This is a genomic window from Kistimonas ophiarachnellae (genome assembly GCF_057552235.1).
Window position 1 is genome coordinate 67,008 of the sequence record NZ_BAAJPA010000004.1, and the last position, 14,440, is coordinate 81,447.

Consider the following 14,440-nt stretch of genomic DNA (forward strand, 5'->3'; position numbering starts at 1 on the left):
AAAGGTATGAATACTGCCAGAACTGCGCTCGAAACAAAGCTTGTTTCCGAGTCAGGGACGAAACCGTGGGGTTTTGTCCTTGCAGTATTCATATTGCTCCTGATTTCAGCTCCCGCCCATGCCATTGAATTCTCTGCCGTTAAATTACTCTCCGGATTTAATGAGCCATTACGCGCCGAAATAGAAGTATCCGGCCTGGCTGATCCTGACAGTCCTTTTATTGTGGATGTTGCTACACCACTGGATCACCAGCGATACAACATTCCCCACCAGTTCTTTAATGCTGATATCAGAACCACCTGGCACCGTAAACCGGATGGCCGTGTCATTATCCGGTTAAGCAGTACACAACCGGTCACCCAGGAAAACCTGCGCTTCCTGATGCTGGTCATGCCGACCGAAACCGCCATGCTCAAGGAAGTGGATATCTGGATGCCGGATGCCGGAAAACCCGATCATCAGCAGATGGTCGCCAGTCAGATTGATTTCAGGAAATCCATCAAAGCGCAGTATGGCAAAAGTGTCGAGCTGCCTGCGTTATCGGATGATACGTTGGGCCTGCTGTTCAGGAAAAAGATCAAAACCGCTGGCAAACTTGATCAGACAGTGAAACTGGTCAGACATAATGAGCAGCGTCGGCAAGAAAATCGGGTACTGGCTTTTGCTTCCGTCACCGATGAGATCAGCTATGATCCACACTTCTCAGCGAAGGCAATTGCGGCGGTTATGCAAAGTGTCGAGCCTGTGCATAAGGCGACGGTTCAGGATCAGGCACAACCGGAGTTGGCTGCAGTAACACCTGTTAAGGAAAATCAGGAGAAGAACCGGGAAGAAACGCTCGATATCCCGATTGCTACTGGATCCGGCACGGAACCGGATGACCGTATGGCGATTTTGACAACTGTGGAAAAAGCCACAGCCGGCCAGACGGTGGCAACAGGGGGGCAGGAAGCCCCTTCAAGCTGGATGACATATACCGTAACGGCAACCGACTCGCTGGATCGGCTGGCAGCAGGACTGGCCAGGCGTCACGGTAATTATCCACAAACGTGGCGAGACCGGATTATCAAGGCCAACCCCCAGTTCAACATGGCGCAGGATTTTCCTGTGCCGGGTACGGATATCAGAATTCCCTTCATGACCCGGCACGTTACGTTGAGCACTATGGATATTTATATCCACACCGGTCAGGCCATTGCTATCCACAAAGGTCGTGCACCGCCTGATGATTGGGATGATGACAGTCGCCTGTGAATAATTCGTAGCTACCTTCAGGCTGTGAAACAGATGGCGTGTTTGTTGACAGGCAAAGGGTGTGGGTAAGTTTAATGAAGGTTTTCTACGATCAGGTTTCTCACAACCAAACGCTAAAGCGCATACTGCCTTGATGTCAGTTTTATAACCTCTGCCGTCAGCGGCTCCGTCCGCTACACGCTGTTGTTATGTGCTTAGTGTTTGGGGAGGGACTGGCGAATGAGAAGCTCTAGCTGGTCAAAACGATTTTCCAGATTGTCAAAGCGTTTGTCTTGCTGGTCAAAGCGTTCACGGGTTTCCTGTTGGTTTCGGTCAACTTTTTGGTCAAGCGACTCTACTTTTTGGTCAAGCGAATCTACTTTTTGGTCAAGCGAATCTACTTTTTGGTTAAGCGACTTAATTTGCTGCTCATGCCTTGCGCTATGTAGAAACAACTTTTTTATGCCGTCCTGGGTGTTTTTAACGCTGATTTCTATACGACCAAGCCGTTCGTTTGTTTCATATTCCAGCGTGGTCACACGTTGTTCGAGACTCATGGCTACCTCCGCACTAAGGGAGCAGATAGACTAGCAGATGAAACTGGATGCAGCACATAACAGAAGATTACTCGTAGTACTGTAGCTGCATATTCGTCCAGTACTTATCAGGATAAGAATTGTTTACACCCTCTGAATCATTAAACCGCGGGCTTTGGATCAGGCTATCATTGATCTCATCAATCGTACCATCCTCATTCTTTATGTAAGTCCAATAGTGGCCACCGTGGGCGTAGCAACTGGTCGCCCCGAGTACACGCCAGTCGCTTGAAACATGTGCTGTTACTTTAGCTACACGATTGGGTTGAACAAAATCCTTACGAATCAATTGATATTCTGGAGGTAGAAAATCATTGATAGATTGGCGAAATGGTAAAGGGTCATGATGGCCAAAAAGGGTTTTCTGCCTGATGTCACGCCAATACTTTTGTTTCGCTAGCATTTTTGTTAGCTGATCATGCCTGCTATTTTTTTCATCGATTTCTTTTTGTCTCTTTGTGTTTGCCTTAATTTGAGCTTCAAGTGTTTTAACACGTTGTTTATCTGACGTTATTTCGTCGGCTTTCGTTTTTAAAATGTTGTCGTAATCATCGTTGCTATAACGGTCTTTATTGCGTTTAAATGTTTCTACAAAACGTTTTTTTTCAGCAAGCGACTGATTACAGTCGGCCAATGCCTGTTTTAGCGGCTCAATATCGAGAGTCCTTTCTTTCTTGCCAGGGTCTTCCAGGGGTCTCAGGATAAAGTAGTCAGCAACCCCCGAGTGGAGAGTAGCAACTGTTGCTGAAATATGTCCGCACTGAGCGCCACGATTTCGGAACCCGGTCCTTCCCCAGTAAAAGGGCTTATGGGTTTCTTCGGGCGGAATAAGCCTTACCAGGTAATATCTTGCCTGCCTTAATTCCATTAGATATTTATGGCATGTTTGGTATTTCGTCAGAAATTTGTCGGAGCGGCATTTCTTCATTTCTTCCTTACACCATGAATCGCATAAGGCAAGATCCTGTTTAAACATCGTTCTTGTATCGGCGATAATCTGGTCAGATGTTGGAAGAGCAAGTCTTGTTTCACCTCCCCCCGTTGTCCATTTGGGTATGGGCATGAGATCTATTTCAGCCGTATGATCTTGAATCAACCGTTCAAGCGCTTGCTTGCAGCCTTCTAAGTCAGAGGGAGCCGCAGGCAAAGGAGCAATGCCGGAAGGTGCGGCGGCACTGGCGCCCGGCGGAACAGGTTGTGATGTTCCTGATGGTTTGCTTGCCACGCCTGCAGGTTGTGCTGGTGTCTGGGGTGATGGCGCTGTTGTTGTCGGGGCGGTTACGGCAGCTGTAGTAGCGGTAGTTCTGGCGCCTCTTCGTGAGGGTGTTATTGTTGCTGTCGGCTTGGTTATAGCCGTGCTGCGCTGGGGCATTCGAACACGCGTAGGCATGGCAGATGGGGCTAAATTACTGGCGTAATGTTGTGTGGGCCGGTAAGGCTGTACGCAAAAACAGCAGAACAAGACCCTGAGGCAATTCACGAAGCGTTGCCAACAGCTAAGCTGTGGAGGGTGTCTGGATGCTGGAGCTGTACTACTGGCCATACGCCTTAAAGACCTGATTACTGAAGAATGTTTATTGTTTTCCTGAATACATCGGACAAATGTAATAAAAGTCCGTCATTAATGTACTTGGACAGTGTGACAACATAATAGTTCTTGGCTAAGCCAGATAGGTTACTTAGCTAATAAACTAAAAATGTCGATCATTCCGTGTGATGCCAATAAATTTCATAAGCAATATACGGCTGAGTTTGCTGGCAATCTATAAAGGGGAGACGATGAACGTCCCCCTGCAAGACTGGCTGTGAGATCCGCGAAATTAAACTTGCAGTCAGCTCAGGTATCCATGCGTTTCTTTTTCGGTGGACGCTGTGGATAGTTGGGGCTGATATATTCCGGTTCAGTAATGCCGAGTCGACCATTAATCACAACCGTTACCCGGAATAACAGGTTGCACAGCATGTTGCCATAGCGATGCAGCACATCAGGCACTTCACGTCCTTCCGCATCAATCTTCACCAGGCAGCGAACCACCTTTTTGCACAGGCTCCGGCATGAGTGAATCAGCTGCACGGAACGGGGTCCGCGGGGCAGGACGAAGCTCTGGATCCGGCCGCCAATCTCCTCTTCGAACCGGTCAAACCAGGCATCCAGCCGCTGGATGTCTTCCTCGTGGATGCTGCCCTTGCCCCGGATGGAACCGTTAAGGTGGAACATCTTGGGCTGCAGTTCAGTGAGAAATTCAAGGATATCGGTAAAACGATTTTCAGAGTCAGACTCAAGTTCCGTGATGGCGCAGCCTACCAGGGTGCAGAGTTCATCGGTAAGGATCTCGTAGTCACACAGGGCGGATTCTTCATAAATGAAGGGATAGCAGAGTTCCCGAATATTGCCGGAGTACTTCAGGGTCATGGTGGAATCCTTACATATAGATGCAGGCTGTTTTTCAGCCAGAGCCGTGGATGCTGCATCTTACATCATCCACGGCTAATCACACGTCGTCATTCGGGAGTGATTTAAGCCTGATTCTGGCTAAATACATTCAAGCCAATCAGCAAACTGACGTCCTTGTCAGATGGCGGGCTTCCTGCAGGAATGACGGTTTCTTGACGTTACAGTTCAGGTGTCCAGGTCATGGAAACGAAGACGCCGCGCGGTTCGCCTTCATATCCCAGAGCAGACTGGTATTCCTTGTCCATCAGGTTGACCAGTTTCAGTTCGCCTTTGACGGCAGAGGTAAACTGGTAGGCGGTACGCAGATCAACGGTGGCAAAGCCGCTCAGGCGATCTTCATTTTCCGGATCATCGTAGCTCTTGCCCTGACCGCGCAAGGTACCACCCACTGAGAACCGGCCGAATGAGCGATCAGCATCCAGATTGAATAGCTGACGGGCACGACGTTGGAGAACTTTGTCTTTCGTCTTCTCGTCATCGGAAAGGTTCTTGGGATCAAGGTAGCTTGCAGATGCGGTGATGTCCCAGGCTGCCACTACGGTAGAGAAGCTGGCTTCAATACCACGGATACGGGCTTTCTCAATGTTGTTCACTTTGCTCACAGTGCCATCCCAAAGCAGCATGTCATCCATGTCATTCTGGAATACAGCGACACTCCACTGGCTCACTTCGCCCAGTTTTCCGCGAAGTTCAACTTCCGCATTCTTGGACTTCTCTGGTTTGAGGTCAGGACTCTCGCTGCCAGGATAGTAAAGATCCATCATGGTCGGTGCGCGGAAAGCGGTACCGTAGGAGGTGATCAAACGGTAATCGTCACTCAGGTTGACGCCCCAGCTAATATTGCCGGTAGTTTTGTATCCGAACGCCTCGTTTTTATCGCGGCGCAAGCCAATCTGCAGGTCACTGTTGTCAAATGATGACTGGTTTTGAACAAAGACAGCCTTGTTATAACGGGAGTCAACGGAGTAGTTGGTAGGCTTTCTTTCAATCCGGTCGTTGGTGTAGTCGATACCTGCAGTCAGCAGCTGGTTGTCAGCCCAGGCAATGTCATTCAGCCAGCTTGCGGTATTACGCATGGACTTGATGGAACCATTTTTCTTGTGAGTGCCATTAAGCATCCGCTGGAAATTTTCACCCAGCTCGTCGCTGTAACCGGTGTTGAAACGGGTCGTCCAGACGTCATTAACAGGCAGGCTGACGAAGGCATTGATTGTAGAAAGACGGAACTCGTCATAAGGGCGCGTATAGAAGCTGCTGTCGTATTCGTTTTTACCTTCTGAATGAAGAAGGTTTACACCGGCTTCGGCATCATTGCTGAAAGTATGAGAAATGCTGGCGGAGAATGATTTGTTCCGGTAAGCATCATCATCGTCAGAATAGTTGGTCTTGCTGGAGGTATTGTCGTAACCCTCAGTTTCAAAGAACTTTCCGCCAATGTTGAATCGGGTGTCATTTACCTTGCCACCATAATTGATGCCGTATTCGTTGGTGCCACGGCTACCGGCTCCTGCCTTAAGGGTGAGCTGGGGATCGCTATGTCCTTTACGGGTGAAGATCTGGATAACACCGCCGACCGCATCAGCGCCATAAAGGCTGGAACGTGGGCCACGAACCACTTCAATGCGCTCAATCATATCAGGGTCAAGTACCTGCAGAGATGCGCTGCCACTGGTAGCGGAATCAATGCGATGGCCATCCAGAAGTACCAGTGTCTGGGCGGTCTTGGTGCCACGCAGATAAATGCTGACGGTACTGCCCGCGCCACCACTGGTGGCAACCTGCATGCCCGGTACACGCTTCAGCAGCTCCGGCACGCTGGATGCCTGGCTCTGCTCAATGTCCTTACGGCTGATCACAGTAACAGGCGCCAGGGTTTCATCAATGGTCTGCGCCGTACGTGAGGCGGTAACCACCACATTATCCATTTCATACACATCGTCAGCGTGCACATTGGCAGCCATGATGGCAAGCGGCAACAGCGCCAGAGCAGAAGGCTTGGTCATTCTCTTATACCTTGTGAAGTCGGATTGTGTTCGTGTCAAAACGGTTTTATGTCGCCGATTATTCAATGTTTCCGGCGATCAGTTGCTTTGGGTTCTGGTAACTGTCCCGTACCGCCTGCAATTGCTCGCAGAGCATTTCGGCGCCGTCGAGCATGCGGGGGGTGGGCAGCGAGATCAGCTTGTCGGGCACGGTCACCAGGTGGTGGTTACGCACGGCGTCGAGCATGGTCAGCTTCTTCCAGCGTTGCTCAATACCATTGGTTCGGCCCACGCGATCGGTGCTGACGATTACCTGCGGATTACGCGCAAGCACCGCCTCAACACCAACTTTCGGCACATTGAGCGTCTGTTCAGCGAAGATGTTGACACCGCCGCACAGGGCGATGGCCTGACCGGCCAGGTGGTTTCCCGCCACCGTGAACAGGGGCGAATGCCAGATCTCGAAGAAAACACTGACCGGCGCCCGACCGGCATAGCGGTCACGCAGCGACGTGTATCGGGTCATAAACGCATCCGCGTTGTGGTCGGCGACCGTTTCCGTTCCGGCCAGTCGGCCCAGGGTACGGATCGATGCTGCCACATCGGGAATGGTTTCCTGGCCAAGGTGGAACACCTTCACGCCAAGGGACTCAATCTTCCCGATTAGCTGGGGCGAGGTGACATTGGCCCAGGCCACCACCAGGTCCGGCTGAAGCGCCAGCAGGGCTTCCACGCTGATGTTGGGAAAACCACCGATGGTTTTGATCTCGCGGGTAGCGGCCGGGTAGGTGCTGTAACTGTCGACACCGGCAATATGATTGCCAGCACCGGCGGCAAACAGCATTTCGGTGATATTGGGCGCAAGGCTGACAATACGGCGGGCCGGCTTGTCCAGGCAGACGGACTGACCGGTGGCGTCTTGCTCACAGACAGCCGCACCCCAGGCTGGGATGGCCAGTAGCATCAGAATGGACAGCAGGATTCGCTTCATGTCGCCAACTCCCGGTGTCACCGTTGGGTGCACCACAGCTTCTATAAGGCGGGAGTCGTTTGTTCAGGCGTGGGGCAGCTGCGACCTGTGGTCGCCTTACTGTCCCGCCTGCAAGGCAGGAAATCAGAGAATGATTTCAACAACCAGGTAAACCCGCCCGGTATGACACAGACATGAACAGATGTTCGGCCTGGTCCGTTGGTTTTGCAGGGCAGGTTTCCTGGCTCCAGGGTCGTTGCCTTCACTCGCCTTCCCGGATCGCTCCAGTGGCACAATATGAGTGGCGGCTCGCCTGTTACAGTTGCGGGTACAGCCGGGGTATTTCACCCCGTTCCCTCCGATGCGTTGAGTCTGCCGGAGCATGCTCACGCACCGGGCCGGATGTGGCGCATTGTCTGCGTCGTTTCACGGCACCATTGCAAAGTGGGGGCATCATAAGATAAATCGGGGGAAGAATCATGACTTATGTCATAAATGACCATTCTGTAAAGGAGACTATACAGCCTTGTTGTTGATACTGATCATGTCGTTAACAGATTACAGGATATTATCTGATTATCATGAGTCTATTGGTAGGCTGCATGGCTTTTCTCTGTAGATGGCGAATGGGCGTAGATTTATGAGGTGAGGAAATGTATTTAAGTTTTACCAGCAAAGCTGTTAGTACGTCATTAGTTATCAAATGTAAAACGCCTGGTTGGTTAAATGGAAAAATATTGGATGCTGGTTGTTTTGAGTCTGTTGGCGAAAGAGGAATAGCGGTTGAAAAAGGTAAGGCTTTTCTTGTTGACACATGTAACGGACAATATTGTATTCAGGAAATTGATGAAAAATACCGTTTCATACATTCTCGACAAACAACCATCTTAGATGGTATTGAGCCTTTTATTCGCGATCTTAAGAATAAAAAGAACACTGTAGTGTTAGATAATGTGGTCGCAAATCAGTCATTAATTGCCACTTATTACGATTTTGATTCAGGTGCATTCTGTCTGAATAAAAGAACACTTATCAATAAACAGTTTCGTGAAGATAATTTGATGCCAGAAGTATTGGCTCGTGACAACTGGAAGTTTGTAGGGAGTGTCGATGTTGCGATGGTTGAGTGTGGCTGTTGTGGCATAAGAACCATGGAAGTGGATAATTTATCAGAAACCGTACATAACGAAGGTTGCATGGAATATGAAAAGCGCTCAGAGACGAATGCAAAACTTTTTTATGATTATCCAAGACTTTCTGAGAATAATCAGCTGATTAATACAGTCGTTTATAAATTAAGAACGCCTAAACACTATATGGGTGGTGAATCGACTGGGTACTGTCAACATGCAGTTGTTGTGATGGAGCAGGCGGAATTTGAAAAAAAAGTCATGTTACCTGAACAGCTGAATTGCGTTCGTGAGGAAATCATTGAACAGTGTGATATAGAGTGTCAGAAGTTAATGGATCGACTGGTGAAGGATGGCTTTACATATCTCAAAGCGCTAGAGGTAAAGAACAGTCTCGATTTCTACTTAAGATGTTGTCTAGTGGATATGAACGTCAGGGACGCCTGTTTTCGGTTTGAAAAGGCCATATTGTCGAAGCAAATCGAAGAAGCTGGTGAAGCTTCATTGCAGTTATCTCTAGGCGCTGAAATAGAAGAGATTAATACGTGTAAGCAATGTACCTTGTTGGGTGAGGATGAACAATGCCTTTTGCAGAGTATGATTGGAGAATTAGAACTGGTGAGTGCTTCGCTAGCTGAGTTATCAGAGGAATATGTTGAGGTTATGTCTGCCCATGAGTCTATCCATCAGTCTGAGACTTTGAAAAGAAGTTTGGCGGTAGTGGTTCCTGCATTTTTGCATACACCTCTTATATCGACTGCGTCATCAGTGTTAGCTGAAAAAATTAAGCAGTTCAAATGGACTATAAGGAAAAGCTTGTTGGGCTGTTTTTTGGATAAAGGAGGGGTTTTAGGACTCTATATCGATGAAAATGATGACGATAACAACCAGGATGATATATCAGCATTAAGAAGAATGATTTCTAAAAAACGAATGGCGCTTTGCGAATCAACGCGTGAAATATCAGCATCAGTAAGTGGTTCTATCGCTGCTTTCTATCACTTTGTTACCATGGATGATTCTTAAATGGCATCAGGCAGTTGAAGTAGATTGAATACGGTGTTCGGAGATAAATTGTCTTTATGAACAGTTATATGGAGGGTTCATAGTTACATTTTATAAACGCAATATTTTTAGAGCTTTTTAACGGAGGTGTCAGTGATGTTATCAGGTTATGTTTCAATACAAAACAAATTGAGTGGTGGATATCGATGTGATCGTGCTGCCCAATTAAAAACTGAATATGATGATGAATCTTGTCTGTTTCAGATGTTGCCGCAAGATACTGACACTTATTCCATTATGAACACAATGAATGAGAAGTATTTTCAAAAAAGTATCGGCCGTATGACGCCATGGATAAACAGTGATCAGGTGTTATGGAAAATAAGGCCGGTAAATGGTGTGTCTGGCTATTACACCATTCAAAACAAGGAAGACAACGGGTATATGACCGTTGATCCTGCAAGACTCCATGAGGGTGAGCCGGGCGAAAGGGAATGTTGGTATATTAAATGTCGTGACGAGATTAGTCCTGTATTGAAAGATGCGCGTTATGGTTTTTTACGCAACAAGGCAAATGGCCAGTATCGTTGCAGTAATGCATGCTCATTGAAGTTATCAGCAGAGCAACCGAATTGTATGATTAAACTGGTGCCTTTCAGGGATGGTACCTATGGTATTCAAACACAGGGCAATGCTGAATATTTCCAAAGCCCGATCATGCGTATGACAAGGTCAGTTAAATGCGATATGCATAAGTGGCACTTCGTTGAAGTCGATGGGAGTAATAATGAGTATTATATTCGAAATGCACAGACTCATGGCTATATGACTCAAAAAGCATCACAACTCCATTCAGGTTTACCCGGTCAGGATGAAGTATGGGTTTTTGAACCCTACGAACCGGAAACAGCCAACTGGATGGGGCGCAATCGCCATCTGTTAGAAGATAAGGCATTATCCAGGATTTGTATTCCTGCGTCTCATGATAGTGGAACGTATATGCAGAGCTACTCGTCACACTTTGGTTTAATGAATGTTACCAAAGCGCAGTATTACGACATTCAATTACAGTTGATGGAGGGAATTCGGCAGGTTGATTTGCGGCCAGTAAAGTGGGCATCTGATTTGTTCTCGGCTCATATCGGCAATATTTCAGAAGCATCGCGTATTGGTACGACGCTACGAATGGGGTACCAAGGGGCAGCAGGTGTGCCAATGGCCAACAGCTTTCAACAAATCAAAGCTTTTTTTGAACATCCGGATCATCAACAAGAGTTAGTCATTTTAAGATTTTCAGATACAATGGATTGGAATCGCCGAGACGAAAAAGATAACGAACTTTCTATCACTAGCCGAACACTCCTGTTGGATACTTTGAAGGAAATGCTTGGAGATCGTTTAATTAAGGGAGATTTTTCTAATCTAACGGCTGTGCCCATTGCGGAGCTATTATCTAAAGGTAATATTATTGCAACGTTTAAGCGAGTATTCCTTAAAGACTTGTCGGTCTCAGGACGAGATGGTTTTTGGCTTCAGGAGGAAGCATTTCCAGCGAAAGGAGGCTGGTCAAAAGTAAGTGACGTAGACAGCATGAACAGGATTCAAGCGGACAAACTTCGAAAATATAGTCATGAAAACAAGGATTTCTTTATGGGACTATCCATGCAATTGTCACTAATTGACGTGCAGAGCTGTATTAGAGGGGCTAGTATTTTAAACCTTGCCAATACATCTAATCCCAGGTTGAAAGAAACCATTCAGCAATGGATTGATGAAGGTATTATCAATCAGAAACACTACCCTAATACCTTACAGACGGATGCATGTATAAATGATGTTACGCAAGCTGTGGAAATGTCTATTCGAGTGACTGAAGTGATCAACGGTATTGGGATAGAACAACCTATTGGATAGGACCGAAACAATGCATTTTAAGATGCCCTGAGTTCTTATGTGTTTACCGGTTAGTATTTGATTCTACAATGCTGTTGCTCAAAACTCTGTTAAGTCACATAAATAATCTAAAGCGGATGTAAATATAGCGTTTTAACTTACGCTGATTTCATTTTTGCTAAGCGTTTTAAGCGCCTTTTTAAGGATTGAACGCGGTATTCAGTAATCCAGTGGCAAGCCGTATAGGGTGCAGTATCTTTAGTGGGATATTGACGCTCGTTCTCTGATGTAACCTCGGGTATAGATCCAAAAGGGATCCCCATGCTTTTGTAGAATCCCTTCAGTGAAGTCTCAATTCGTGAACAGGCTCTCAGGCATTTTTTGACAGTAGTTGTTGTAGTTGTAGTCGGTTCAGTGAGTTTTTTTTCTAGAAAATGTTGTATGGTTTTAAGTGACTCGGTGGCAATATGGGCATCTTCAAGAATGGATTTGACCGAATCTGCGTCATAACTAAACTTATAATTCTCCTCCGTTCTTTCATATATTTTGGATGTTTTTTTTTCGAGTTTTTTGCAGGCGGATAGGGCTAATCCTTCCCTTTTTGACATGTTGCGCCATTTTAAGTTTTTGTCGTCAGTTGTTAAACTGACTGAGTCAAGCCATGCAATGAAAAAATGTCTCTGAGTAGGTGTTAAATTGGGTAATACGGTTTGAAGGTTTTCGTTTACATCATCTGCTAAGATGCTGAGACAATTATGGCAGTCATGCTTGGTTTGTTTTAATAAGTCAATAGACTTTTTTCTATCGCTATTCATGAAGTTGTAATAAGTATTATATATTGATGTTAGTTTTATATTGTTTACGGTTGTAGATGTCATGAATTTTATTGGTTCATAGGTGGTTTTTCTTTTTGTTGTCGTTGTTTTTGGTATGTATTGCCATAATTCTCTCCATTCAATACCTGGCAACATTTCAAATAATATGTCCAGGAACGATGAGACCGAATCCATTGATCGTGAGCTTCTTTGAGATGTTGATGGTTCAACCGATTGTTGATGACATATTTTTTTGGCAAGCTCGATAAAAGAAGGACAGATTTCTTCGACTTCTCCTGTCAGAAATAAATACTTCTTTTCTGGGTTTTTCATTGTTTCAGCTAATGTTTGGAGAGTCTGAAAAGTCGTACTGTCGAGCGTTGTTGTTAGTGATGCTAAAACGGTATCTATGTCTGAGGGAGAGGGGCGCGCTTTTTTGAGTGGGGGCTCTGAAGATTCCGTGATTTTTTGTTCAGCTATTGGTTTGCGTTTTCCAGACCGGTCATGATCGACCTTGCCAGCGATTTTGGTTTCCGTTTCAACTGGCTGCTCATGCCCGCTAGGTACTGGCGTTGTTCTTGAAGGGGAGGACGGTACAGTAGAAGCAGGTACGTGATGACTTTCCATGATATTCCTTCTCATTGACGATTTTGATGCAATACATCGCTATGGATGTTGATATTCAAAAAAGGCTCTTGGAAAGTCAGACACTAATACTTCACATTCTGAGGTAACAATGTTGACAGTTTTACTGATTAAAAGGCATGCAAGAGTGCAACCTGTAAAATCGCTATTTGATACATATCAATGATTCTATCCTTGGTTTAATGATCGTAGACAAGCGCCAAGATCCACATTTTGCCGTGAGCAAAACCATTGACCTAGCTCAATCGCCAAGCCGGGGTCGCTGCTGATGCACATCAACAATCCGGTTGACGCATTTGAGTACTCTTCGCAGCGTTAAATTTCCTTTACCCCAGGCAAAGGCTCACAAATGCTTCTCAAGACCAAGCTGTTTGGAAAGGTTTATGCCTTTTCCAGCATCAAGGAAGTGCTCGCCAAGGCCAACGAGAAACGCTCTGGCGACATTCTGGCAGGCTTAGCTGCCGAATCCATTACCGAGATGGTAGCGGCCAAGGACGTACTGTCCCGCATGCTGCTGTCCGATCTGCGCAACAACCCGGTTGTGCCTTACGAGTGTGACGAAGTCACTCGTATCATTCAGGATGACGTTAACGAACGCATCTATGACGAGATCAAGAACTGGACTGTGGCCGAACTGCGCGAGTGGTTGCTACAGTACACCACCCGTAGTGACGACATCCGTCGTGTCAGCCGCGGTCTGACCTCCGAGATGATCGCTGCGGTCGCCAAGCTGATGACCAACGCGGACCTGATCTACGTGGCCAGCAAGATTGAAGTTCTGGCGACCTGTAACACTACGATCGGACGTCAGGGCACCCTGGCTGCACGTCTGCAGCCTAACCACACGACTGACGACGTTGAAGGTATCCGTATCTCCACGTTGGAAGGTCTGTCCTACGGTATCGGTGACGCGGTTATCGGTCTGAACCCGGTAGACGACAGTACAGACAGCATCTACCGCTGCCTGCACCAGTTCGAGGAAATCAAGCAGCGCTTTGAAATCCCGACCCAGAACTGCGTACTGGCACACGTTCTGTCCCAGATGGAAGCGGTTGAGCGCGGCGCACCGGCCGACATGATCTTCCAATCCATCGCGGGTTCCCAGAAGGGTAACGAAGCGTTCGGTTTCAACGCCGGTCACCTGGCGGAAGCCCGTGACATGATGCTCAAGCAGGGCACCTGTACTGGTCCGAACGTGCTGTATTTCGAAACTGGCCAGGGTTCCGAGCTGTCTTCTGATGCGCACCACGGTGCTGACCAGGTGACCATGGAAGCTCGTTGCTACGGTTTTGCCCGTCACTATAAGCCGTTCCTGGTGAACACTGTTGTTGGTTTCATCGGTCCTGAGTACCTGTACGACGGTAAGCAGGTAATCCGTGCGGGTCTGGAAGATCACTTCATGGGCAAGCTGCACGGCCTGCCGATGGGTGTTGACGTGTGTTACACCAACCACATGAAGACCGACCAGAACGACAACGAAGCGCTGATGACCCTGCTGACCGCAGCGGGCTGTACCTACTTCATGGGTATCCCGGCGGGCGACGACATCATGCTGATGTACCAGACCAGCGGTTATCACGACGTGGCCACCATGCGCGACATCTTCAACAAGCGTCCGATTCCGGAATTTGAAGCCTGGTGTGAACGCATGGGCATCATGGAAGACGGCCGTCTGACCGAGCGTGCCGGCGACGCTTCTATTTTCCTGAAGTAACG

General features: G+C 47.5%; 11 protein-coding genes and 1 riboswitch. Of the genes, 5 read left to right on the plus strand and 6 right to left on the minus strand.

Features of this window, described 5'->3' with window-relative positions:
- The first annotated feature begins 93 nt into the window (after window positions 1-93).
- Window positions 94-1,254 carry a FimV/HubP-related protein gene (locus tag AC27K1_RS05935; RefSeq protein ID WP_487149053.1) on the plus strand — a complete coding sequence of 387 codons (1,161 nt, stop codon included), beginning with the start codon at window positions 94-96 and terminating at the stop codon, window positions 1,252-1,254.
- A 194-nt stretch (window positions 1,255-1,448) separates the two neighbouring features.
- On the opposite strand, the gene AC27K1_RS05940 is transcribed toward AC27K1_RS05935, so the two are convergent.
- Window positions 1,449-1,790, minus strand: coding sequence for a hypothetical protein (locus tag AC27K1_RS05940; RefSeq protein ID WP_487149054.1), 342 nt, complete (start codon window positions 1,788-1,790; stop codon window positions 1,449-1,451).
- A gap of 67 nt (window positions 1,791-1,857) precedes the next feature.
- Window positions 1,858-2,976 carry a zinc ribbon domain-containing protein gene (locus tag AC27K1_RS05945; protein WP_487149055.1) on the minus strand — a complete coding sequence of 373 codons (1,119 nt, stop codon included), beginning with the start codon at window positions 2,974-2,976 and terminating at the stop codon, window positions 1,858-1,860.
- A gap of 7 nt (window positions 2,977-2,983) precedes the next feature.
- On the opposite strand from AC27K1_RS05945, the gene AC27K1_RS05950 reads away from it, so the two are divergent.
- Window positions 2,984-3,247, plus strand: coding sequence for a hypothetical protein (locus AC27K1_RS05950; protein WP_487149056.1), 264 nt, complete (start codon window positions 2,984-2,986; stop codon window positions 3,245-3,247).
- Between the two features lie 419 nt (window positions 3,248-3,666).
- Here the strand turns inward: AC27K1_RS05950 and AC27K1_RS05955 are convergent, their stop codons facing one another.
- From AC27K1_RS05955 to AC27K1_RS05965, 3 genes are all read right to left on the minus strand, one after another.
- Entirely contained in the window at window positions 3,667-4,242 is a 576-nt protein-coding gene (locus AC27K1_RS05955) for an ATP:cob(I)alamin adenosyltransferase (protein ID WP_487149057.1), read from the minus strand.
- 200 nt (window positions 4,243-4,442) lie between these two features.
- Window positions 4,443-6,287 carry a TonB-dependent receptor domain-containing protein gene (locus AC27K1_RS05960; RefSeq protein WP_487149058.1) on the minus strand — a complete coding sequence of 615 codons (1,845 nt, stop codon included), beginning with the start codon at window positions 6,285-6,287 and terminating at the stop codon, window positions 4,443-4,445.
- 58 nt (window positions 6,288-6,345) lie between these two features.
- The gene (locus AC27K1_RS05965; protein WP_487149059.1) at window positions 6,346-7,257 is read right to left on the minus strand and encodes a cobalamin-binding protein; all 912 of its coding nucleotides are present in this window, start codon (window positions 7,255-7,257) and stop codon (window positions 6,346-6,348) included.
- Window positions 7,258-7,450: 193 nt separating this feature from the next.
- A riboswitch (cobalamin riboswitch) is annotated at window positions 7,451-7,649 on the minus strand.
- Between the two features lie 240 nt (window positions 7,650-7,889).
- On the opposite strand from AC27K1_RS05965, the gene AC27K1_RS05970 reads away from it, so the two are divergent.
- Window positions 7,890-9,392, plus strand: a complete 1,503-nt coding sequence (locus tag AC27K1_RS05970; protein WP_487149060.1) for a hypothetical protein — start codon at window positions 7,890-7,892, stop codon at window positions 9,390-9,392.
- 135 nt (window positions 9,393-9,527) lie between these two features.
- The gene (locus AC27K1_RS05975) at window positions 9,528-11,285 is read left to right on the plus strand and encodes a hypothetical protein (RefSeq protein ID WP_487149061.1); all 1,758 of its coding nucleotides are present in this window, start codon (window positions 9,528-9,530) and stop codon (window positions 11,283-11,285) included.
- 137 nt (window positions 11,286-11,422) lie between these two features.
- Here the strand turns inward: AC27K1_RS05975 and AC27K1_RS05980 are convergent, their stop codons facing one another.
- Window positions 11,423-12,706, minus strand: coding sequence for a hypothetical protein (locus AC27K1_RS05980; protein ID WP_487149062.1), 1,284 nt, complete (start codon window positions 12,704-12,706; stop codon window positions 11,423-11,425).
- A 367-nt stretch (window positions 12,707-13,073) separates the two neighbouring features.
- On the opposite strand from AC27K1_RS05980, the gene AC27K1_RS05985 reads away from it, so the two are divergent.
- A complete protein-coding gene (locus AC27K1_RS05985; RefSeq protein ID WP_395180260.1) occupies window positions 13,074-14,438 on the plus strand; it encodes an ethanolamine ammonia-lyase subunit EutB in 1,365 nt (454 codons plus the stop codon).
- Window positions 14,439-14,440 lie beyond the last annotated feature (2 nt).